This window comes from Anaerococcus nagyae (assembly GCF_017874535.1).
Classification (GTDB): domain Bacteria; phylum Bacillota; class Clostridia; order Tissierellales; family Peptoniphilaceae; genus Anaerococcus; species Anaerococcus nagyae.
In genome coordinates this window covers 13,724-35,580 of the sequence record NZ_JAGGLS010000007.1, presented here as the reverse complement: position 1 = coordinate 35,580, position 21,857 = coordinate 13,724, and the positions used below count along the sequence as shown (strand labels likewise).

Annotated in this window: 19 protein-coding genes; 18 read left to right on the top strand and 1 reads right to left on the bottom strand. The window is 29.8% G+C overall.

Going from position 1 to position 21,857, the window contains the following annotated elements:
* Positions 1-148: 148 nt before the first annotated feature.
* From J2Z39_RS06360 to J2Z39_RS06325, 8 genes are all read left to right on the top strand, one after another.
* Positions 149-610, top strand: coding sequence for a CtsR family transcriptional regulator (locus J2Z39_RS06360; RefSeq protein ID WP_117522158.1), 462 nt, complete (start codon positions 149-151; stop codon positions 608-610).
* A 2-nt stretch (positions 611-612) separates the two neighbouring features.
* Complete coding sequence (locus J2Z39_RS06355) at positions 613-1,191, top strand: UvrB/UvrC motif-containing protein (RefSeq protein WP_117522157.1); 579 nt, start codon at positions 613-615, stop codon at positions 1,189-1,191.
* The gene (locus J2Z39_RS06350) at positions 1,188-2,174 is read left to right on the top strand and encodes an ATP--guanido phosphotransferase (protein ID WP_209814348.1); all 987 of its coding nucleotides are present in this window, start codon (positions 1,188-1,190) and stop codon (positions 2,172-2,174) included. Before J2Z39_RS06355 ends, J2Z39_RS06350 begins: the two co-directional genes overlap by 4 nt.
* Positions 2,156-4,588: an ATP-dependent Clp protease ATP-binding subunit gene (locus J2Z39_RS06345; RefSeq protein ID WP_209814346.1), complete on the top strand. Its 2,433-nt coding sequence runs from the start codon at positions 2,156-2,158 to the stop codon at positions 4,586-4,588. The genes J2Z39_RS06350 and J2Z39_RS06345 overlap by 19 nt, the downstream gene beginning before the upstream one ends.
* A 208-nt stretch (positions 4,589-4,796) precedes the next feature.
* A complete protein-coding gene (locus J2Z39_RS06340) occupies positions 4,797-6,116 on the top strand; it encodes a sugar ABC transporter substrate-binding protein (RefSeq protein ID WP_209814345.1) in 1,320 nt (439 codons plus the stop codon).
* A 458-nt stretch (positions 6,117-6,574) separates the two neighbouring features.
* Positions 6,575-8,593, top strand: coding sequence for a carbohydrate ABC transporter permease (locus J2Z39_RS06335; RefSeq protein WP_209814343.1), 2,019 nt, complete (start codon positions 6,575-6,577; stop codon positions 8,591-8,593).
* Between the two features lies 1 nt (position 8,594).
* The gene (locus J2Z39_RS06330; RefSeq protein ID WP_117522152.1) at positions 8,595-9,494 is read left to right on the top strand and encodes a sugar ABC transporter permease; all 900 of its coding nucleotides are present in this window, start codon (positions 8,595-8,597) and stop codon (positions 9,492-9,494) included.
* Between the two features lie 9 nt (positions 9,495-9,503).
* Entirely contained in the window at positions 9,504-10,589 is a 1,086-nt protein-coding gene (locus tag J2Z39_RS06325) for an ABC transporter ATP-binding protein (RefSeq protein ID WP_209814340.1), read from the top strand.
* A gap of 32 nt (positions 10,590-10,621) precedes the next feature.
* On the opposite strand, the gene J2Z39_RS06320 is transcribed toward J2Z39_RS06325, so the two are convergent.
* Complete coding sequence (locus J2Z39_RS06320; RefSeq protein WP_281063105.1) at positions 10,622-10,939, bottom strand: methylated-DNA--[protein]-cysteine S-methyltransferase; 318 nt, start codon at positions 10,937-10,939, stop codon at positions 10,622-10,624.
* Positions 10,940-11,771: 832 nt separating this feature from the next.
* On the opposite strand from J2Z39_RS06320, the gene J2Z39_RS06315 reads away from it, so the two are divergent.
* The 10 genes from J2Z39_RS06315 to J2Z39_RS06270 all read left to right on the top strand — a co-directional run bounded on the left by J2Z39_RS06315 (position 11,772) and on the right by J2Z39_RS06270 (position 21,854).
* Complete coding sequence (locus tag J2Z39_RS06315; RefSeq protein WP_209814338.1) at positions 11,772-12,371, top strand: CPBP family intramembrane glutamic endopeptidase; 600 nt, start codon at positions 11,772-11,774, stop codon at positions 12,369-12,371.
* A 21-nt stretch (positions 12,372-12,392) separates the two neighbouring features.
* Positions 12,393-12,866 carry an Msa family membrane protein gene (locus tag J2Z39_RS06310; RefSeq protein ID WP_117522149.1) on the top strand — a complete coding sequence of 158 codons (474 nt, stop codon included), beginning with the start codon at positions 12,393-12,395 and terminating at the stop codon, positions 12,864-12,866.
* On the top strand, positions 12,838-13,707 hold the full coding sequence (locus J2Z39_RS06305; protein WP_117522148.1) for an ABC transporter ATP-binding protein: 870 nt from the start codon (positions 12,838-12,840) through the stop codon (positions 13,705-13,707). The genes J2Z39_RS06310 and J2Z39_RS06305 overlap by 29 nt, the downstream gene beginning before the upstream one ends.
* 10 nt (positions 13,708-13,717) lie before the next feature.
* Positions 13,718-14,476 (top strand): hypothetical protein, encoded by a 759-nt coding sequence (locus J2Z39_RS06300; protein WP_117522147.1) that lies wholly within the window; start codon positions 13,718-13,720, stop codon positions 14,474-14,476.
* Between the two features lies 1 nt (position 14,477).
* On the top strand, positions 14,478-16,211 hold the full coding sequence (locus J2Z39_RS06295; RefSeq protein WP_209814336.1) for an ABC transporter ATP-binding protein: 1,734 nt from the start codon (positions 14,478-14,480) through the stop codon (positions 16,209-16,211).
* A 203-nt stretch (positions 16,212-16,414) separates the two neighbouring features.
* On the top strand, positions 16,415-17,713 hold the full coding sequence (locus J2Z39_RS06290; protein ID WP_209814335.1) for a glutamate-cysteine ligase family protein: 1,299 nt from the start codon (positions 16,415-16,417) through the stop codon (positions 17,711-17,713).
* Positions 17,700-19,064, top strand: a complete 1,365-nt coding sequence (radA, locus tag J2Z39_RS06285; RefSeq protein WP_209814333.1) for a DNA repair protein RadA — start codon at positions 17,700-17,702, stop codon at positions 19,062-19,064. The genes J2Z39_RS06290 and radA overlap by 14 nt, the downstream gene beginning before the upstream one ends.
* 329 nt (positions 19,065-19,393) lie before the next feature.
* Positions 19,394-19,939 (top strand): signal peptidase I, encoded by a 546-nt coding sequence (gene lepB / locus J2Z39_RS06280; protein WP_209814331.1) that lies wholly within the window; start codon positions 19,394-19,396, stop codon positions 19,937-19,939.
* A 111-nt stretch (positions 19,940-20,050) separates the two neighbouring features.
* Positions 20,051-20,911, top strand: coding sequence for a D-alanyl-D-alanine carboxypeptidase family protein (locus J2Z39_RS06275; RefSeq protein ID WP_209814329.1), 861 nt, complete (start codon positions 20,051-20,053; stop codon positions 20,909-20,911).
* Between the two features lies 1 nt (position 20,912).
* Positions 20,913-21,854: a type I phosphomannose isomerase catalytic subunit gene (locus tag J2Z39_RS06270; protein ID WP_209814328.1), complete on the top strand. Its 942-nt coding sequence runs from the start codon at positions 20,913-20,915 to the stop codon at positions 21,852-21,854.
* The last annotated feature ends 3 nt before the right edge of the window (positions 21,855-21,857 follow it).

Below are 21,857 nucleotides of genomic sequence, written 5' to 3'. Positions count from 1 at the left end.
ATACTATAAAAGTACTATTTATATAGAATCAATGGATTCTTATTTTTTTAAAACCAAAGGTCAGAGATAGTCAAAAAGTCAAACTTTTTCTTGACCTTTAATATAATAATTGTAAAGTAAGAAGAAACTTCAGAAAGCTGGTGAGTTTATGGCAGGTCTTACATCAGATATAGAAAGATTTCTAAAGGCTATGCTTGAGGAATCTACTGATGGGATGCTTGAAATTGGACGAAATGATTTGGCCATGCAATTTGATTGTGCGCCAAGTCAAATAAACTATGTTCTCTCAACTAGATTTACCCCTCATAACGGGTATCTAATAGAAAGCAAGCGAGGTGGTAATGGTTTTATAAAAATCATTACTATAGTAGAAGAAGATAATTACTTATCTTATTTAGTAAAAAATTTAAACAAACAGATGACTGAAGCAAATGCTGATAGTTTGTTTGTTGACTTATATAATAGAAAATACTTTACTAAGGATGAATTTTTGATGGCAAAGTATGCTACAAGCGATAAGGCTTTGGTAGAAGTAGATAGTAAATTTCGCAATAGGGTACGATCTGACATTATAAAAAATATCATCTTAAGTGTTTTAGCAAGGAGTTAATTATGAAGTGTGAAAGATGTGGCAAAGAAGCAACAGTTAGCGTCAAAGCCATAGTGAATGGCTATGAGCATGATTTCTATCTATGTAATGAGTGTATGACTTATTATACTGATATGAATGCTCAAAGTAGTGATAGTGAATTTCATAACCTTAATTTTAATAAATCAAATTTAGAAAATTTGATCCAAAAATTTGTGCCATCCTTGGATGATATGATTGATGGATATTACGAATATAAGTTCAATCAAAACAACCATCCATATAACTATATGGAAGGGCTTAATCAAAAAACTTGTCCTAATTGTGGTAACCTAGAATCTAATATTAAATCAGGAATTTTTGGATGTGAAGAGTGCTATAAACTTAGCGAAAAGCTAACTCCAAAAGTTCTTAGAACTTATAATAATTATGATAAATACACGGGTATGCTACCTAAAAAAGATCGTGAGTTTAAAGAAGTGGCTTTAGAAATTAAAGATCTTCAAGAAAAACTGCAACAATCTGTAGATACAGAAGATTATGAGCAGGCAGCTTCTTTAAAGGAAAGAATAGATGATTTAAATATGAAGGTGAAAAATTGATAGAATATGCAAAAGATATAATTCTAAATTCTAACCTCTCTTTAAGACGTAATCTAAAGGATGTTGATTTTCCTACTACAATGACCTATGAGGATAGCGAAAGAGTGATAGAAAGAATCAAGAAAATATATCCAGATGAAGTTACTTTACTAAGTGAGATTGATGAAATTACTTTAAACAAACTTATAAATGACATGGTCTTATCAGAAGATTGTGATAGTAAGCTAGCTCAAATAGCTATTGTTATCAAGGATGATTATATTCTGACAATTAATGATCGTGACCACATAGCTATAAATATAAAAAACTTTGATTTAGATGTTAAAAAAGCTTATAAAAAAGCTTATGAAGTAGAAAGAGAGCTGGATGAACTTCTAGATTTTTCTTTTATGGCAGAATATGGATACCTAACAAGTGATGCTAGAAATGCAGGTGCAGGTCTTGAAATTAGACTAAAGATGTTTTTGTTTGGATTAGTAAATGCAGAAGAATCTTATTATGGTTTCAAACAAGGACTTATGAGTCACGGTATGTATGCTCAAAGATATGTTCCAAAATATTATGACAAATATGTAGATGACATATATCTTGTAAAGAACTTTGGTAATTATAGAGACAACATGGATGATTATGTAGATGGTTTTGCAGTCAATATAGATTCTTTGGTAAGAAATGAGAGAAGATTTAGAAGAGATTATCAAATTTTAAATAATATTTCAGATGAAGATATATTAGAAGAAATAAATATTAGTTTAAATACTTTAAATAGTGAAAATCTAAAGAGCCTCAATACTATAGCTAGCCAGTTATATAGGCTTAAAAAGTATAATAAACTAGGCTTTAATACTGACTTAACTAGTAATGAGCTAGACTATTTGATATTTAACTTAACCAAAAACAAGTATAAGGGTAAAAAAGACCCTGATAGAGCTGAGTTTCTTAACTCATATATGAAGGAGAGAGAATGGAAGCTAACAGATTAAATAAACTAACCCAACAAGCAAGACGCGAGTCATACTCTCTAAACCATGATTATATAGGTAGTGAGCACTTGCTCCTTGCTCTAATGAAGACAGGTTCTGTAGCGACAAAGGCGCTAGAAGCGGCTGGAGCAAATTATGATTTGCTTCGCCAAGTAGTTATAAATAATATAGGTCAAGGTCAAGCAGTACGTCCAGCAACAGAATATAGCAAAAAGGTAAGGCAAATTTTTGAACTTGCAAGGCTTAATGCATCAAGACATGGTCAAGTATCAGCAGGAGAAGAAAATGTTCTGTTTGCAATACTTGCAGACGAGGACTCTCTAACTAATATAATGTTCCTCTTATCAGGGGTAGAAAAAGAAACTGTAAAGAGGAATCTCAAGGAACTTTTAACAGGTCAAGTTGAAAGTTCAATAAATGAGAGAGAATTATCTGAAAACATCACTAAATATTCTAGAGACCTCAATAAAGAAGCAGAGGATGGAAAAATTGATCCAGTAATAGGTAGAGATGAGGAAATTGAAAGAGTCATCCAAATCCTAATGCGTAGAACTAAAAATAATCCTATTCTAATTGGTGAACCTGGAGTCGGTAAGACAGCTATTTCCGAGGGACTTGCCCAAAGAATAGTAGAAGGTGAAGTTCCAAGAATTATAGAAGATAAGACAATTCTAAGTTTAGATTTAGCAAGCATGTTAGCAGGTACAAAATATCGTGGTGATTTTGAAGATAGACTTAAGAAGTTATTTGATGAACTATCAAAGCATGATGATGTAGTTTTATTTATAGATGAATTTCATATGGTACTTGGAGCAGGAGCTGCAGAAGGATCTATGGATGCTGCAAATATTTTAAAACCTATTCTTGCCAAAGGGGATATACAAATTATAGGCGCTACAACAATAGAAGAATACAGAAAATATATTGAAAAAGATAGCGCTCTGACCCGCCGTATGCAACCAATCCAAGTGGAAGAACCATCATTAGCCGATACTCGTAAAATAATCTATGGAGTTAAGGACAAATACGAAACTCACCATGGTGTAGAAATCACTGATGAAGCTATAAATGCAGCAGTCGAACTTACTGATAGATATATAAACGATAGGTTTTTACCAGATAAGGCTATAGATGTAATAGATGAGGCGATGAGTAAGATAAGGATAAAATCTTATCAAGAAGAAGAACAAGATATAAATCCTGAAGATAAGATTAGAGAATTAACAATTCAAAAAGAAGAAGCTGTAAGAGATCAAGATTTTGAAAAGGCAGCAGAGCTTAGAGATAAGATAAACCAAACTCAATTTGAAATAGAAGCTGAAATAGAAAAGAAAAATAAGGATAAAGCAAATCTTTTTATAGATTACGATGATATAGCTAGTATAGTTGCCTCTTGGTCAAAAGTTCCAGTTACAAAACTTACAGAAGATGAAAAGGAAAAATATGCAAATATTGATCATGAACTAGAAGGGACAGTAATAGGTCAAGATGAAGCTATAAAATCAGTAGCGCATGCTATAAAAAGAGCTAGAGTAGGATTAAAAGATCCAGCAAAACCAATAGGTTCCTTTATATTTGTAGGACCAACTGGTGTAGGAAAGACCTATCTAGCAAAATCATTAGCAGAAAATATTTTTGGATCAGAAGAACACTTAATTCGTATGGATATGAGTGAATATATGGAAAAATTTGCCGTATCTCGTCTAGTAGGTTCACCTCCAGGTTATGTAGGATATGAAGAAGGTGGCCAGCTTACAGAAGAAGTTAGGAATCACCCTTATTCTGTAATTCTATTTGATGAGATTGAAAAAGCTCACCCGGATATTTTCAATTTACTTCTTCAAATCCTGGATGATGGAAGGCTTACAGATGGACAAGGTCGCACAGTAGACTTTAAAAATACAATAATTATTATGACAAGTAATGTAGGCGTATCAAGTCTTAATGAAAAGCAAACCATAGGTTTTGAAACAGGTGACATAGAAGAGAAGAGTAAAGATAGAACTCGTGAGATTATAGAACGTGAAGTGAAAAATGCCTTTGCACCAGAGTTTTTAAATAGACTAGATGAAGTTATTATGTTTAACCCTCTTAGTGAAGAAAATATAGAAGAGATTACCAAGCTAATGTTAGATAAGACTCGTCAAAGATTAAATAACATAGATATTGATATAGAGTACGATCAAGATGTCATAAAGCTTCTAGCAAAAGGCGGCTTTAATGAAGAATATGGAGCAAGACCACTTGAACGTCATATAACCAAGATGATAGAAGATAGACTTGCAGAAGATATCCTAGATAATAAGCTAGACCGCGATGCAGTTATTAAACTAACTGTAAAAGATGAAAAATTAGAATTTGAAAACGTAGCAGAGGATAAAAAAGAATCTCTAGCCACTGAATCTATAGAATAATCCTAAAAAATAAAGCTACTCATAAACCACCCTTAAGATGGTTAGAACATAGACAAAGTTGATTTTATATTTTGTCAAAAGTGTCTAACCACGCAAAGGGTGGTTTTTTTATATCTAGAGATACTAATATTGACAAATATTTAATAATTTATTATAATAAGGAAGTAATAAACGTTTTCATATGCGTTTATAAGCAAGGAGGAATTAAATGAAGAATGTTTTTAAAGGGCTAGCTGCTCTATCATTAGCTTTTGTTTTATCTGCTTGTGGTGCAGGTAAAAAAGATTCAGCAAATGAGAGCAAAGATGCAGCTGATGTAAGTGCTAAGTTAACAGTACAAGTTGAAGAAGCTTGGCTACCACATTATGAACAAGCTGCAAATAGAGTTAAAGAAAAATATCCAAATGCAGATATAGAATTTAAGAAAGTATCTGCTTTTGATCATCTTGATATATTAGACTCGACAGATGCAACTAATGAAGATGTAGCTGATTTATTTGCTATACCAGCAGATAGGCTTTATGTGCTTCATGGAAATGATGTATTGGGTGCTATTGATTCTAAGAAACTTCAAAAAGAAATTGGTGGATGGGATAATTTTGACGAAGGTATAGGTGGGAATTTTAATATAGATGGAGAATATTTTGCTTTTCCATATAATATAGAATCATTAGTAACTTATGTAAACACAGCTAATGCAGATGATAAAGGCATTGATATAGAAAAACCAATAGAGATTAATGATATAGAAGATCCAGAGACTGTACTATTCCCATTATTTGATGCTTGGTATGGTGTAGCGGCTACTAATTCTTCAGAAATTGAACTTTTAAAACAAGAAGATGATGATACTTTATATACTGATATGACAAAAGATTGGAAAGATCTAGAGCCAGAAAAGAAAGCTACTATCAAGGGAATATTTAATTACTGGAAAAAACACTATGATGCAGGTACACCTTTATTTGATGCTGATGCAGGTTGGGCTTATATAGATGATAAGTTTAAGACAGGTAATGGTGGCGTTGCACGTTTAGGTGGACCATGGGATGCTGATCCTATTTCTAAACAAGCAGGTGAAGGCAATTTAAAAGTATATCCAATAAATCATTTGACATTAAATGGTAAACCACTTGCTCACTGGCAAGGTGGATGGGGGCTTGCTATTAACTCTAGAATAGAAGAAGATAGTGACAAAGTAGCTATAGCAGATGAGATGATTAAAGAGATTGTTAACCCAGAATATGCAGTGGATTTATTTAAGTCAACTGGCAAGATCCTTGAAAATGTAGATGCAGAAACTTATAAGGATTCTGATTTGCCAGATGAGGATAAAGAAATTATTAGTGCTACTATAGAGTCATACAATAATTCTCCAAGAAGACCGTTATTTAAAGAATGGACAGACGTTTGGGATACTTATAAAAATGCTATTCTTTCATGGAACTCAGTAGCACCTAAAGATGAACAAAAGGCTTATAATGAACTAAAGGCATCATTTGAATCAATGATGGAAAATTTTAACTAAAAGGATATTTAAAAAGGTCAAGCAATTGACCTTTTATGTTTTATATGAATAAGAATAGAGAAAATCAAGAATTTTTAATGAAAATCCTCATAGTATCAGCTTTGATAATATTATTTTCATCTTTGGAGGCTATGTTTTTTGCTAAGGATATCAATTTCTTTAACAATTTTAAATATGCTAATGGGATAAGCTCTTACGATCAATATTTAAATTATATTTTATTTAATTTATTTTTGAGCACGATTAACCCTATAATCATATCCATATATACATTTTTTACTATAAATAAAAGAGGTGTTAACAACATTTATAGGATGTTTTTTGGATTTTCTACTTTCCTTTCGCTTATAAATGTTGTAATGCAATTTAGAATAAAATCTATTTTTTATTATTTAGTCATTATCCTACATATAATCTTATTTTATTTTATAATAACAAAAGAAAGGACCTAGGAATTTATGAAATATGAAAAATACCTAGTAGACGATCGAGCTAACCTACATCCTAGGAAAAACCAATATATAATCGATCAAATTGAAGGGAAGACAGATGTAAGTAAGTCTAGTCATCCTTATAATATTAAGCTTAATGAATATAAGAAAGAGGAAAAGAAACTCTTAAATATTAAAAAAAGGGAGGCTTCCATAATATCAAAAAAGGAAGCTCATTCAAAAGATTTTAAAGATTTGGCGGCAAAATATTATCTGGCTCAATCCATGTTAGATTTTTATGAATCTAATTCAGATTTGACTTATGATGCTGAGCTTAAAGCTAAAGAAGCTAATATTTATATAAATGAAATACCAGACATTATAGACCATGATTTATATCTAAAAAGTCAACTTACTGAAAAAAGTAATAAGCTTCATTTATTGACAGAAGAGGATATAAGAATTGCTAATGAAAAAATAGATGAAGATAAGAAAGCTTTAAAGGGAAAATATGATAAAGATTTAGGATTTTTAAAAGAAAGTTATAGTAAAAAACTTATTTCTAAAAAAGCTTATAAGTCTGAAAAGCAGAAGCTTAAAAAGAGCTTTGAAGATAATAATAAGGCTATAGAATTCCAAAATCCCAAAGTTTCTCTAGAAGAAGAAATTAAAAGTCTAAAGTATAAGATTAAAAAAGATCTTAGGGGAAAAAGGAAAATATTATCCAGTGATTTAGCTGAAGCTCGCCGTAGAACTCCTATAGAAAAAGAAAAGATAAGACCATGGAGATCTATAGTATCTATTCTCCTTCCGGGTTTAGGACAGCTTTTAAATGGTCAATGGCAAAAGGCCATATGTTTTTTTTTAGGAAGTCTATTTATTTATATGATTGCTATTCCTTATGCCTTAGGTTTTGGCAATTATCAGGGCGAAGGTATAGCAGGTTTGATAAGCCTTGCAGAGGGCGGAGGCAGACTTGATAGGTCAATCCTATTTATGATTGAGGGAATTATTGCCTTAGTATTTATATTGATAGCAATATTTATATATATTAAGTCTTTTAAGGATACCCGCAATGTCGAGAAAGCTGAGATGGCAGGAATTAGACCAAACAATTGGTTTGAAACTCGTAAATTTATGAGGACAGATGGATTCCCATATCTTATAACTACTCCAGCTTTAATACTAATAGTGTTTATAGTAATAGTACCTATTGTTACAGCAATATTGATCTCTTTTACTGATATGAATCCTCAAAATCAAAATAAATTTCACTGGGCAGGTCTTTCTAATTATATAACAATTGCTAAAGGTCAAGGTATAGCAGGTAAGGCTTTCTGGAAGATATTTGGATGGACATTAGTATGGACTTTGGCAGCATCAACACTTGCTATTGTTCTAGGATTTATATTTGCTCTTCTTGTAAATAATGAAAGAATAAAGGGAAAGAAATTTTTTAGGACAGTATACCTACTCCCTTGGGCAGTTCCTGCATTTATAACTATTATGTTCTTTTCTATTATGACTAGTCGTGGAGGGGTATTGTCTAATGCTTTTTCTTCGCTATTTAATACGAGCTTAGATATAAAGAATAACACCTACCAGACAAGATTATCTTTGATTTTAATACAAGGATGGCTAGGTCATTCATATATATTCTTACTAACAACAGGAGTGCTTCAAGCAATACCTAAAGACTTATATGAAGCTGCAAGTATAGATGGAGCAAGTGGAATAAGAAGAACATTTAAAATTACCATACCTTTGGTACTATTCCAGATAGCTCCAATGCTTATTAATCAATACACATTTAACTTTAATAACTTCTCCATTATTTACCTTTACAATCAGGGTGGACCGTTTAATCCTAAAGTTTACGGAAATTTAGCTGGATCATCAGATATCCTTATATCCTATATCTATAAGCTAACAATGGAAAGTCAATATCAGGCGATAGGTGCCGCTATAACAGTATTTATATCAATAATATTAATTATTATATCTTACTTAGGTTATAGAAAATCTTCCGCTTTTAAGGAGTATTAATATGCTAAGAAGAAAAAAAAATAAAGAAAATGACCTATATTTATCAGACTTGCAACCCTTATCAACTGGTGGGAAGATAGCCTTATTCTTAACATACTTACTACTTATAGTATGGGCAGCTATAATACTTATTCCACTTATAATAATGACTATGAGTAGTTTTAATGGAAATCAAGGCCAATATATTTCTATGGCAGGTGATTTTCAGTTTAGTCTAGATAACTTTAGATATTTATTTGAGCGAACTTATTTTTTAAGATGGGTTTTAAATACACTAAAAATAGCTGTTATAACTACGATCTTAACTTTGATATTTGTATCATTTACAGGATATGCCTATTCTAGATTTAGATTTAAGGGAAAGAGGGCAAGCCTTATAGCTATAATGCTAGTGCAAATTATTCCAGCTTTTGCAGGGATCACAGCCTACTATGCAATACATTCTATAGTAAATGGTATAATTCCTATTTTTTCTAGATCTGCAATGCTTATTTTAATCTATTCTGGTGGATCGATAGCTACAAATACCTTTATACTAAAAGGATATCTAGATAGCATAAGTCCAGAGTTAGATGAAGCAGCTCGTATAGATGGATGTTCAAATTTTGAGGTTTATAGGTTGATAATTATGCCTTTGGCTAGGCCTATGCTTGCAATAATTGCATTGCAATGCTTTATAGGACCATTTTTAGATTACTTAATGCCAAAGATACTGTTGACTAATCCTATGGATTATACACTAGCAACAGGACTATTTACTTTGATTAATGATATGAGAACGATGAATCAGCCAGCATTTGCAGCAGGTGGATTCTTATCTGCAGTACCAGTTATGATATTATTCCTTATATTACAAGATGAGCTAGTATCAGGACTTTCAAGTGGTGCTGTTAAGGGTTAGGAGATTTAGATGAGAGTAAAATTAGACAATATAGGGAAAAAGTATGAAGGTCGTGAAAATTTCACTATAAGAAATATAGATTTAGATATAGAGGATAAAGATTTTTGTGTTATTCTTGGACCATCCGGATGTGGTAAATCGACTCTAATAAGGATGATAGCAGGTCTTAACTCTATTACAGAAGGAACTTTATACTTTTATGATAAGATAATGAATAAGGTAGAGCCTAAGGATCGTGATATAGCCATGGTTTTTCAATCATACGCCCTATATCCACATATGACAGTTTATGAAAATATGGCCTTTTCACTTAATATGAAAAATGAAAGCAAAAAATTAATTGATGAGAGAGTTAAAAATGCTGCAAAAATCTTACAGCTTGAGGATTATCTCTATAATAGACCATCAGATATATCAGGTGGGCAAAGACAAAGAGTTGCCCTAGGTCGTGCCATAGTACGTAATCCAGCAGTATTTTTAATGGATGAGCCTTTATCAAATCTTGATGCTAAGCTACGTGAGTCTATGAGAGTGGAGATTGTAAGGCTTCATAACCAATTAAATACCACAAGTATTTATGTAACCCATGATCAGACAGAAGCTATGACAATGGCAACAAAGATAGTTTTATTAGATAAGGGGATAGTTCAACAAGTGGGAGCCCCTACAGATTTTTATAGGAAGCCAAACAATCTATTTGTTGCAGGCTTTATAGGATCTCCGACTATGAATATTATAGAAGGAAAAATCACTGATGGAATATTTGTAAGTAATACAGGGGAGATTAAAATTAGACCTTCAGATAATGATAGTAAGCTTATAAGAAATTATGAAGGTAAAAAAGTTTATCTAGGAATTAGGTCAGAAAGATTTATAGCTGAAAAAAGAGATTATAATACCCTAAGTGCAAGTATTGATGTAATTGAAATGCTAGGCAAGGAACAATTGCTTTATACAAAATTAAATGATGGAACCAATATAGTAATAAGTCAGCCAGGCTACTTTGATTACGATATAGGTGAAAAGCACTACTTTACCCTAGATCCAGAAGCTCTGCACTTTTTTGATGGAGAGTCTACTGAGAGGATAAATTAAAAATAGAAGCTCTTACTAGTTGATAGACTATTTTAGTTTATTTTAGTAGGAGCTTTTTCTATAGCAAGTAGTTTTTTCTTTAAATCTAGCCCGTAAGCATAACCATGTAGTTTACCATCAGAGCCTATTACTCTATGGCAAGGTATTATTATCATAATAGGATTTTTTCCAATTGCACTTGCAACTGCTCTAATGGCTTTGGGTTTACCTATGGATTTCGCTATTTCCTTGTAGGTTTTGGTATCTCCATAAGGGATATTTTTAAGTTCATTCCATACTGTCATCTGAAACTTTGTTCCTTTAAGCTCAATATTATTATAAAATGAAAAATTCTCTCTTTTAGAATTCAAGTATTCTTTTATTTCCTGATTAATACTATCTGAAAACAAAGACTTTTCATCGTATTTACCAAATCTGTCTACTTCTCAATTTTATAAATCTTTTCCTTAGAGTATGTCAATTTTAAAATTCCAATGCTATGTAAATAATAAGATGTTTTCATAATAGTATTATAATCCATCTTATTATAATTTCATTTGTAAAGTTTTTGTAAAAATTTATATGGAGTATATTTTTAGAAAAATTTATACCTTAAAATATTTATTTTTGTAAGAATATAGTAAAATTTTTGTAAGTTTATTAGAAAAGTTAAAAACGTTGAATGTTAGTCATACTTATATTAATTTAAAATATAAGACAAAATAAATATTAAAAACTGTATTATATTTTTAATAAAAGCTTAATAAAATATTTACATAAATCATATAAATATTGAATTTGTAATATTTATGTAAGTTCATTGACTATAATTTTAGATTTATTATAATAAAAGTGTAATTAGAATAGCTAATTATTAAAAATAAAAAAAGGAGGTGTATTATGAATTTCTTAAGAAGATTACTTAACAAAAAAGAAGTTAACCTTGGTATTGTATCATTTGGTTACAAAGGAGAAAAATGGCATTGGTAATAAGATTATTCTCTAAAATTTAAAAATAAATGTTTATTAAATATTTAATATAATAAATACATATTAGAGAATGGACTTATAGTCAATAGATAGTAATTATAGAAGTTGGAAAAGTGCAGAAAGGAGTTCCTTTCTGCGCTTATTTTAAATATACCCTTTGTAGAATATATTTCATATTGTACAATTACAGCATTAAATTGGTATAGGTGAATTATGAAAGAAGTTGAAGTGGATTCAAAAAAAATTGAATTAGTTTTTATGTCTTTAGCACTTATTGCTATAGCAGGAATTAGCTATGTTATGTCTGGTTTTTTAACTATTATTAGTTCTAATGAAAATAATCTTACTCTCATGTCTACAATTTGGTTAAGTTTGTCAATGATTATTTTTTTTATATTCTTGCCTTTATCCTTGTCTAAGAGAATATACGGCATTGATATTAATGATTTTAATATCAATTATAGGAATTATTTAATCTATACTATAGTCGGCTTTGTATTATTCAAATTAGTATTTAAGGTAGATGGTGTAAATATTTTTAGAAATATGATTGTGGCAAGTAGTGAAGAGTTTTTGTTTAGATTCGTTATATATGAAATTTTAAAAAAAGGATTTGATAAAAAACAGGCTATAATTATAGGATCATTGTTATTTTCACTAATTCTTCATCTTAATGTTAATATATTTATAAATATTGTTAGTAAATTTCCAATGTCTATAATTTTATATTTACTATATGATAAATTTGGATATGAAAATGCTTTCGCCCTCCATTGGATAAATAATACACTTGTTGATTTTTTTAATTTTTAAGCAAGTAGAAAGAGGTTAATTATGGAAAATGTAACAAAAAATACATATATAAAGGCTATTATTTTAAATTGCCTAGTTTTTTTAATATTAGGAATATTTTTAGATAAGATGAGTTTAGCATTTGTTCTTATAATGCTAGTAATTCCTTTAATAATAAACGCTGTTCTTATAAAAAAAGAGTTTGATGCAACTCATATAGTTAATAAGTATCATTATCTCTTACCATTAATAAGTTTTTTAACTTATATAATATTTGGAAATATAGTAAAAAATAATGGAAAATGGGATGTTTTTAAAAATGCTTATAGCAAGGATGTAGGACAAATGTCAGTAAAAATTGCTAATAGTCCTGTTGATGTTTCTCAGCTTATTTTTTCTTTGATAATGTATGTTGCAATAGGATATCTTTTAACGAAAATAATGACATCAACCAACAAAAACTCTAAAAATAAAGTAAGGAATAAGAATGCTTCTAGAAGTAAATCATTTGAGTAAAAAGTATAAGACTAATGACTTTTATTCTTTAGATGACGTGAGTTTTGGGCTTGAAAAAGGAGAAATATTAGGGCTGATCGGTAGAAATGGAGCTGGTAAATCCACTCTCTTAAAGCTGATTTCCAAATCTATTAAACCTACTAATGGGGATGTATTATACTTAGGTGAAAGTTTATATGATAAGGATAATAGACTGGATGATTTTGGAATTCTTATAGAAACTGTATTTTATCCAGATCTGACTGTAGTGGAAAATTTGGATTTTTATTTAGATATCCATAATAAAACTCAATACAAAGAGAATATTGAGCCTACTTTAGAATTGTTAGATTTGTGGAAGAGAAAGGATGATTATCCATCTAGATTTTCCTATGGTATGAAGCAAAGACTAGCTTTATCAATGGCTCTTGTTGCTGAGCCTGAAATTTTACTTTTAGATGAGCCGTTTGTAGGACTTGATCCAACTGGTGTTAATAAACTAATAAATATATTAAAAGAATGGTCTGAAGATAGAAAAGTGTCTATGATAGTATCTAGCCATCAATTAGGAGAATTGGAAACCTTATGTAATAGATTCATATATATTAACCAAGGTAAGTTGAGTCAATCTTTTAATAACGAAAAAAATAAAAAACTTATAATAAAGCTAAAGAAATCTAAGCAAATAAAAAATCTTGATGATAGTGCTATTAAGATTTTGGATGAAGGCAAAGCTTTAGAAATAGATAAATCGATAAATATTGACAAACTAAATGGCTTATTAGCAGATCTTGCTTCTTCTAATTGTATTTTAAATATTTCAGAAAAAGCTGATGATATAAATAGGTACTTTGAAAGTTAGGAGGTATTTTATGAACAATTTAACTATGCCTGTTTTTAAAACTGCTTATAAGAGGAAACCAGCTAAAATATTTATGGCTTTTGGATTTTTCCCATTAGTATTGATGATTATTTCACTTTTACCTACTAATTTTATGCAGATTGGGGGTATGGATGACTCAATGAGTTTTATGGATTTTTTTGATTTAAGTCAAAGTATAGTTTTCGATACTGTGTTGCCCTTGGTTGCTTTGATATATTTGGTTATTTATTCTATCAATCAGGAAATCGAAAAAGGAACTTTATACTTATTTAAGGATATAGATAGAGGTAAAGTAATTGATGCAAAAATTGAGTCTGTTATTTTAGTTTATATAGTATTTTCAATTATTACTTTTTTTTCAGCTTTAATAGCTTATTATTTGCACTTTAAAAATTTAAGTTATGGATCAGGAGAATTTATTGCTAGCAATATAACAGATAGGAAAATCATGTGGGTTTCTCTTGTTGGGAAATTATATATATACATAATTACTATAGTTATAGCTGTTTTTTTATCAATTAGATTTAATAATAGTGTTACTTTAGTAGTTACTTTATTTTTTGCACTTTTTAGTAGTATATCCAATAAGTTGGGGTTATCAAAATACTTTTTCCCTAATTCATATTTTAATCTATACTCACAATTTGGTTTTGGAAAATGTATGCTATTGATGACACTGCTTTTGGCAATATATCTAGGTATATTTTGGACTTTGAGTAGGAAATATTTTAGGAAGCTTGAATTTTAATATGAAAAGAGATCAAACTGTTTATAATTTGCTAAAAGAAAGCATACCTCATTCAAAGCTAATTTTAGGAATAATTTTTAGTGCTTTAGGTTCTTTTTTAACCTTGATGATACCTCAGATAATTGGTCAACTAGCAAGTAGTGAAGCTATTGAGTATCTTATGGACCATAAGTATATAATAGGTCTGATTTTACTTTTTATACTAGTCCTATATATTATAAAAACAGTTGCTACATATTTTTTAGGTACAGTCGGAGCAACGGCAATAGAGAATGTACAAAAAACATTTTCTTCTCATGTTATAGCCTTACCAATTTCAGTAATAGAAAGATATCAGCCAGCAAATTTATCTAGTAGATTAACAAATGACATAGTTGTAATTTCAAAAATTGCATCTGTAATAATACCAGATATAATAATTAACTCTGTTATAGTTATTGGAGCTTTGATCTTTTTATTTAAGATAAATCTTAAACTAACATTATTTGTTCTTTTAATTGTTCCGATTTTTTTGCTAGTAAATTTACCTGTAAATAAAAAGTTAGAAAATATATACAGAAATCAACAAAAACTTTTAGGAGATATAAGTGGTAATTTTACTCAATCAATAAATAATATTAAGCTTATAAAATCTTTCAATGCCCAAGAAGATGAAAAGAAAAGGCATTTTTCTTATTTTAATGCTTTATCTAATAATATGAAGAGAATGGTTTTGGTAGGTGCAAGCTTAAGTTCTTTATCTGCAGCGCTGATAGTTTACCATTTGACCTTTTTAGTTATATATCTATCATTTACTTATTATAAAGGCGGACTAAATATTTCGGATTTAATAATATTCTTTATGTATGTTGTCCAAGTCATATCACCAATACTTCAGTTATTAAATGATTTTACAGAGTTATTTGAAGCAAGAGGTGCTATCTCAAGACTTAGTGAGATTTTGGATCTTAATACAGAAGATGATGGTATTTATAAAGATCATGTTACAAACATGAATTCATCTATTGTATTCGAAAATGTAAGCTTTTCTTATGGAGAGTCTAGTATACTCAATAATCTTAATTTTATTATTAATAATAAAGAATTTGTTTCAATAGTCGGTCCAAGTGGATCTGGGAAATCAACTATTTTATCACTAATATATAAATTCTATGGTGGTTATGAAGGCAAAATTACGGTCGGAGGATACGATTTGGAGGATATTTCTCCATATGATTTGAGGAATAATGTATCTTTTATTTTACAAAATAATTTGGTGTTTTCTGATACTATAAGAAATAATCTTAAATATGGGAAAAATAGGGATCTGGATGATGATATTTTAAGAGAATATGCATATTTAACAACGATAGATAAGTTTATAGATAAATATCAAGGTCTTGGTACAGTAATTGGAGAAGAAGGCATCTTACTTTCAGAAGGGCAAAAGCAAAAAATTAATGTAGCAAGAAATTTATTATCTGAACCTAAGATATTGCTATTAGATGAACCAAGTTCTAGCCTTGATGTTGTGAGTGAATCAGTTATTAATGATATATTAGTTTCTTTTAAAGATAAGATGACAATAGTGGTAGTTGCTCATAAAATAAAAACAGTTATGAATTCTGATAAAATAATAGTTTTAAATTCTTTAGGATCTATTGAAGCTATAGGCACACATGAGTTTTTAATAAAAAATAGTCCTACTTATAAACAATTTTATAATATGAGTTTAATTCAAAAAAAAGAATTTTAAAAAGCATAAATTTAGAAATTTCTATAATAGAATAAATATTTTTATTACTAGTTTATAAGTTTTACTTATTGTAATTATCTACAAACCAAGTGATTATAAATGCTAATGATTTATTTTATAATAGCTTCTTTTTTGTATATAATTAACGTTATTTTCTTTATTTAAAGTATAATAATTGTAAAAACGTAAGAAATGAGGTAGTTATGACTTACGATGAAAAAATTCAAAAAATTGTTGATTATATAAAATCAGGTGAGAAGTCTGAGACAAATTTTAAAGTTGGATTTGAAGCTGAACACTTCACAGTTGATAAAGATAGCTTAAATACAGCACGTTATAAGCAAAAAGATGGGGTTAGTGATTTATTAGAAGAAGTAAAAGAACTTGGATATGAGGCCAGCTACGAAAATAGTAATATTATGGGTCTTAGAAGAGCTGGAAATTCTATTTCTATAGAGCCAGCTGCTCAATTTGAGCTTGCCTTTGATGCTGCTAGTTCAATAGATGAATTATTTGAAAACTATAAGCAAGCTATGGAGGATATTATTCCTATTTTTGAAAAAGAAAATAAGCTCTTGCTACAAATAGGTTATCAACCTAAAGAAAAAATCGATGATATAGAGATGATCCCTAAGCAAAGGTATAAGTATATGTACGATTATTTTGAAGAATTTGGAGGAGCTTTAGCTCATAATATGATGAAAGGCTCTTGTAGTCTACAAGTAGCTATAGATTATAAAGATGAGTATGACTTTAGGAAAAAGTATTTTGTAGCTAATGCTATATCTCCATTTTTATATAGTATCTTTGATAATGCTTATATTTTCGAAGGTAAAGTTTATGATAAACACAATCTAAGACAAACTATATGGGAACAATGCGATAAGGATAGAACTGGAATATACTCATTTTCATTTGATGATGATTTAAGTTATGAAACTTATGCTAAAAAGATCCTTAAAACTCCTAGTATCTTTATAGAAAGAGATAAAAAAGAAGTATTTACTAAAGATAAAACATTTGAAGAAGTCATGGATCAAGATTCTAGTACGGATATGATTTACCATGCTCTTTCAATAGTATTTCCTGATGTTAGGGTCAAAAAGTATATAGAAGTCAGGATGCCTGATAACATACCTTATCCATATAATTTTGCCGCAATAGCTTTAATTAAAAATATATTCTACGATGAGGACGTATTAGATTATGTATATGAAAAATTTTCTGATATGACTTATGAAAGTGTTCAAGATTTAAAGAAAATAGCTACTATTCAAGGCATTCAAGCTCTCTATAAAGAGAAGAGAATCTATGAATGGATGTTAGATATAATAGATAAAATAGAAGAAGATAGAAAATATATAGATCCTTTAATAGTTTTATTAGAAAAACAAATTACTCCACGTGATATTTATGAAAATTTATATAAAGAGAGTCCACAAAAAGCTGCTTATGAATTTTCAGTAAATAAATTTATTAAAGATATAAATGGCGAAAATTAAAAAAGCTTACGAGTGTAGTAACTGTGGTCATACTCAACCACTTTGGGCAGGAAAATGTCCAGAATGTGGTAAATGGGGAACACTTACAGAAATTACTCTTACAGAAGCTAAGAATAAGAATAAGCAAGTAATAGAAGATAAGTCAGCGAAGAGATTAAAGAATATTAAAATCAATGAATCTCAAAGACTAAAGTCTGATTATGAAGAATTTGATAGAGCCGTTGGAGGAGGTCTGGTAAGAGACAGTGTGACAATTCTTACTGCTCGTCCAGGGGCAGGAAAGTCAACCTTACTTCTACAACTATCAAAGTCCTATGCAGATAAGGGGCTTAAAGTTTTATATATATCAGGAGAAGAATCAGAAAGTCAGATAAAGTCTCGTGCTGATAGAATTATGGAAAATCTACCAGAAAATGTGTGGATTCTTTCAACTAATTCTATGGATAGTGCTGTAAATGAAATTAGAAATATAGATCCTCAAATAGTATTTCTAGATTCCATCCAGACATTTACTTTAGCTGAATTTGATAATAAAGCAGGAAGTCCTACTCAAACTATAGAAGTTGCTAATAAAGCTGTAGATATTGCTAAAGATGAATTAAAAAAACGAGCTGTAATAATGATTGGCCATATGACTAAAGCTAATGAAATGGCTGGTTTGCGTACATTAGAACACTTGGTAGATACAGTACTTCTTTTAGATGGAGAAAGTGATGAAGATCTTAGAGTCTTAACTTCTACTAAAAATAGATTTGGAAGAACTGGAGAGATTGGACTGTTTTCGATGAGTGAAGATGGTCTTATAGAGATATCCAATCCCAGTGAATATTTTATAACTTCGCGTCAAAGTGCTATAGAAGGTTCAGCAATATCTGTAACCAAGGAAGGATCTAGACTGTTAGAAGTAGAAATTGAGTCTCTGGTAAGCAAATCATTTTTACCGTATCCACAAAGAATAGGAGACTCTCTTCGTAAGGATGATTTGAATACCCTTATATCTATTCTTCAAGAAAGAGCAGGGCTTAATCTATTTGATTACAATGTTATAATCAAGACTACAGGTGGCTTAAAGCTTTCAGAACCATCAGTAAACTTAGCTATAATGATGTCTATAGCTTCATCTTATTTAAAAAAACCTATAGATGATAAGACTGTATTTATAGCAGAAGTGGGACTTACAGGAGAACTTAAAAAAGTTCCTCAAATAAAACAGAGGATTAAAGAATTAGAAAGACTTGGCTATAAGAAATGCTATGTAGCAAGAAATTCAATCAATGAATCCGATTTTAAAGATATAAAAGTAAGGCAAATATCAAATATCAAAGAAGTAATTAATGACTGTTTAAAATAACGATTAAGAAAGTTCATTTCTATGAGTAGCTTATCTTATTTATGTAAACGAACTTTCTTAGTAAGTCTTAAAAAATAGATAAAATCTTGTTTAAATGATTATCAGCTCCTAAATTATTTTAGCTAAAGTATTAGTAGAAATAAGTTGATTTAAAGAGATGACCTTTAGCTACCATAATAATTAGAGGCTATAATTATATCATTTACATACATTTATATAATTTTGAATATAATTAATTTAAAGGAGAGTATATAAGATATCTTTTGCTAGAATAAGTTCAAAAACTTGTTTGATAAAATTATAAGGGATATTAAGTAGGTTACTAGATTATGAATAATAGTGAAACTAATAAGAAAGAATTTTTAGATGGTTTAAAAACATTTGTAATTGTTTTAGCAATCGCTTTAATTTTTAGACTTTTTGTATTTAATTTTACAACTGTAAAAGGTCATTCTATGGATGATACCCTTAAAGAAAAAGACCTACTTCTCGTTGATAAAATTGGAACTAATTTTAGGAATTATGAAAGAGGAGATATAGTGATACTAGATGCTCCAGATGTTGCTAAAAAGCTTTATGTTAAAAGAATAGTAGGGCTTCCTGGCGAAAAGATCGATCTTATAGATGGTAGCTTTTATATAAATGGAGAAAAATTAGAAGAAGATTATACAAATGCTCCATATACTTACGAAAATGAAGAACTAGGAATTAGTTCTTGGATTTTAGCGAAAGATGAGTATTTTGTTGTGGGAGATAACAGAATTAAAAATATAAGCAAGGATTCTAGAACATTCGGTCCTATAAAAAGAGACTCTTTAGAAGGACATGCAATTTATAGATTTTACCCATTTAATAATATAGGTAGTTTACATTAAGCAGAGATTTTGAGCTTTACCTCATTTTCTCTGCTTTTTTTATCTTTATAAAAATATAAAAATATTGTATACTAGTTACAAAATAATGAATTTATAAAGTTTGAGGCTCATATGAAAAGGAAAAATTTATTATATCTATTATTACCGATACTTCTAGTAGCTCTGATACTTGCTGTAAGAAAGCAAACTAAGGAAGTTGTTGAATATAACTCTAAAGCAGTATATGTCTACAATTTGACTGATGATAAAGAGATTACGTCTTATAATGAAAACGAAAAGCTGCCTATGGCATCACTTACAAAGATTATGACTTGCTTAGTAAGTCTTGAGAGCATTGATGACCTTGGAGCTTTTGCTCCAGTCGATACAGAAAGTTATCAAAGATTGGTAAAAGAAAACGCTTCAATGGCAGGATTCTTCGGTGGAGAAACAACTACATATAGGGACTTACTCTACGGAGCTATGTTACCATCTGGTGGTGAAGCTTCGGATTCTCTTGCTATAAATATATCTGGATCAATACTTGAATTTGTAGAACTTATGAATAAAAAAGCACAAGAACTTGATCTGAAAAACACTCATTTTCAAAATGTAGATGGTATGGATGAGCCAGGGCATTATTCTTCAGCCAAGGATATAGCGATGCTCTTAAAATATGCCCTAGATGATGTTGATTTTAGAGCGATATTTACTAAAAAAGAATATATTTCTACACATACTGCAGATCACCCAGAGGGAGTATATATGCAGAGTACTGTATTTAGACATTTAGCAGACTATACTTATGAAGGATTTGAAATAATAGGAGGTAAGAGTGGCACAACTGATAAGGCAGGCTTGTGTTGGGCAACTTTATCTAGCAAAAATGGTAAGGAATATATTATAGTTACTCTTGGAGCTCCTTATGAAGATATTGATAATCCAGATGATGGACAAATAAAAGATACTTTAAATATTTTAGAAAGGTTATGATATGCAAAAGGTACTAATATTAAATGGAAAATTTAAAGAAAAAATTTGGGGAGGAGATAGATTAAAAAAGGAATTTAATTACGATATAAATTCAAATTCTATAGGTGAGTATTGGGCTATATCAGCAATGAAAGATGCTCCTTCAACTATTATAAATGGTGATCTTACTGGAAAAACTTTAGACGAGGTTTATAAAGATTATAAGGGACTTTTTGCAAACCCAACTGAAGAAACTTTTCCACTCTTAGTAAAAATAATCGATGCTAAAAAAGACTTATCTATTCAAGTTCATCCTGATGATGATATGGCCAAAAAACTTGAAAATTCTAGAGGAAAAACAGAGTGTTGGTATATATTAAATGATGATCAATCTTCGATAATCTATGGACTAAATGTCGATAATAAAAATCAAGCAATAGATTTTATAAATAACAAAAAGCGGGATGAGGTTTTAAGAGAAGTTCCTGCTAGAAAAGGTGATTTTTTCTTTGTGCCTGCCGGGACTGTCCATGCTATAAAAGAAGGATGTTTAATACTAGAAATACAGCAAGCAAGTGATGTGACATATAGACTTTATGATTATGATAGACCTGATAAAAATGGCAATCTACGAGAATTGCATATAGAAAAGTCTTTAGAAGCTATACGAATTAATAAGACTGAGGAAAAAGCTATAGTAGAGAATATAGAAAATATGATAAAGACTACCTTAACATCTAATGAATTTTTTGAAGTCAGAGAAATAAAAATTAAAGGTAAGCAATCAATGATAAGGAATAAAGACTATCTCTTAGAATCAGTGATAGATGGAGCAGGTGAGCTTATTATTGATGGAGAAAAGTTCAACATTAAGAAAGGAGACTTTTTCATATTAACAAACGAAGTAAGTTCTTATGAATTTGATGGTGATTTAACTATAGTTGAATCAAATGTAGTGAGGTAGATA

What these genes read in the sequence shown, in the direction of transcription:
- lepB (WP_209814331.1), top strand. Translation starts at nt 19,394, where the DNA reads ATGAATAATAGTGAAACTAATAAGAAAGAATTTTTAGATGGTTTAAAA.
- J2Z39_RS06340 (WP_209814345.1), top strand. Translation starts at nt 4,797, where the DNA reads ATGAAGAATGTTTTTAAAGGGCTAGCTGCTCTATCATTAGCTTTTGTT.
- J2Z39_RS06315 (WP_209814338.1), top strand. Translation starts at nt 11,772, where the DNA reads ATGAAAGAAGTTGAAGTGGATTCAAAAAAAATTGAATTAGTTTTTATG.
- J2Z39_RS06355 (WP_117522157.1), top strand. Translation starts at nt 613, where the DNA reads ATGAAGTGTGAAAGATGTGGCAAAGAAGCAACAGTTAGCGTCAAAGCC.
- radA (WP_209814333.1), top strand. Translation starts at nt 17,700, where the DNA reads ATGGCGAAAATTAAAAAAGCTTACGAGTGTAGTAACTGTGGTCATACT.
- J2Z39_RS06275 (WP_209814329.1), top strand. Translation starts at nt 20,051, where the DNA reads ATGAAAAGGAAAAATTTATTATATCTATTATTACCGATACTTCTAGTA.
- J2Z39_RS06310 (WP_117522149.1), top strand. Translation starts at nt 12,393, where the DNA reads ATGGAAAATGTAACAAAAAATACATATATAAAGGCTATTATTTTAAAT.
- J2Z39_RS06290 (WP_209814335.1), top strand. Translation starts at nt 16,415, where the DNA reads ATGACTTACGATGAAAAAATTCAAAAAATTGTTGATTATATAAAATCA.
- J2Z39_RS06300 (WP_117522147.1), top strand. Translation starts at nt 13,718, where the DNA reads ATGAACAATTTAACTATGCCTGTTTTTAAAACTGCTTATAAGAGGAAA.
- J2Z39_RS06330 (WP_117522152.1), top strand. Translation starts at nt 8,595, where the DNA reads ATGCTAAGAAGAAAAAAAAATAAAGAAAATGACCTATATTTATCAGAC.
- J2Z39_RS06325 (WP_209814340.1), top strand. Translation starts at nt 9,504, where the DNA reads ATGAGAGTAAAATTAGACAATATAGGGAAAAAGTATGAAGGTCGTGAA.
- J2Z39_RS06360 (WP_117522158.1), top strand. Translation starts at nt 149, where the DNA reads ATGGCAGGTCTTACATCAGATATAGAAAGATTTCTAAAGGCTATGCTT.
- J2Z39_RS06335 (WP_209814343.1), top strand. Translation starts at nt 6,575, where the DNA reads ATGAAATATGAAAAATACCTAGTAGACGATCGAGCTAACCTACATCCT.
- J2Z39_RS06270 (WP_209814328.1), top strand. Translation starts at nt 20,913, where the DNA reads ATGCAAAAGGTACTAATATTAAATGGAAAATTTAAAGAAAAAATTTGG.
- J2Z39_RS06305 (WP_117522148.1), top strand. Translation starts at nt 12,838, where the DNA reads ATGCTTCTAGAAGTAAATCATTTGAGTAAAAAGTATAAGACTAATGAC.
- J2Z39_RS06295 (WP_209814336.1), top strand. Translation starts at nt 14,478, where the DNA reads ATGAAAAGAGATCAAACTGTTTATAATTTGCTAAAAGAAAGCATACCT.
- J2Z39_RS06345 (WP_209814346.1), top strand. Translation starts at nt 2,156, where the DNA reads ATGGAAGCTAACAGATTAAATAAACTAACCCAACAAGCAAGACGCGAG.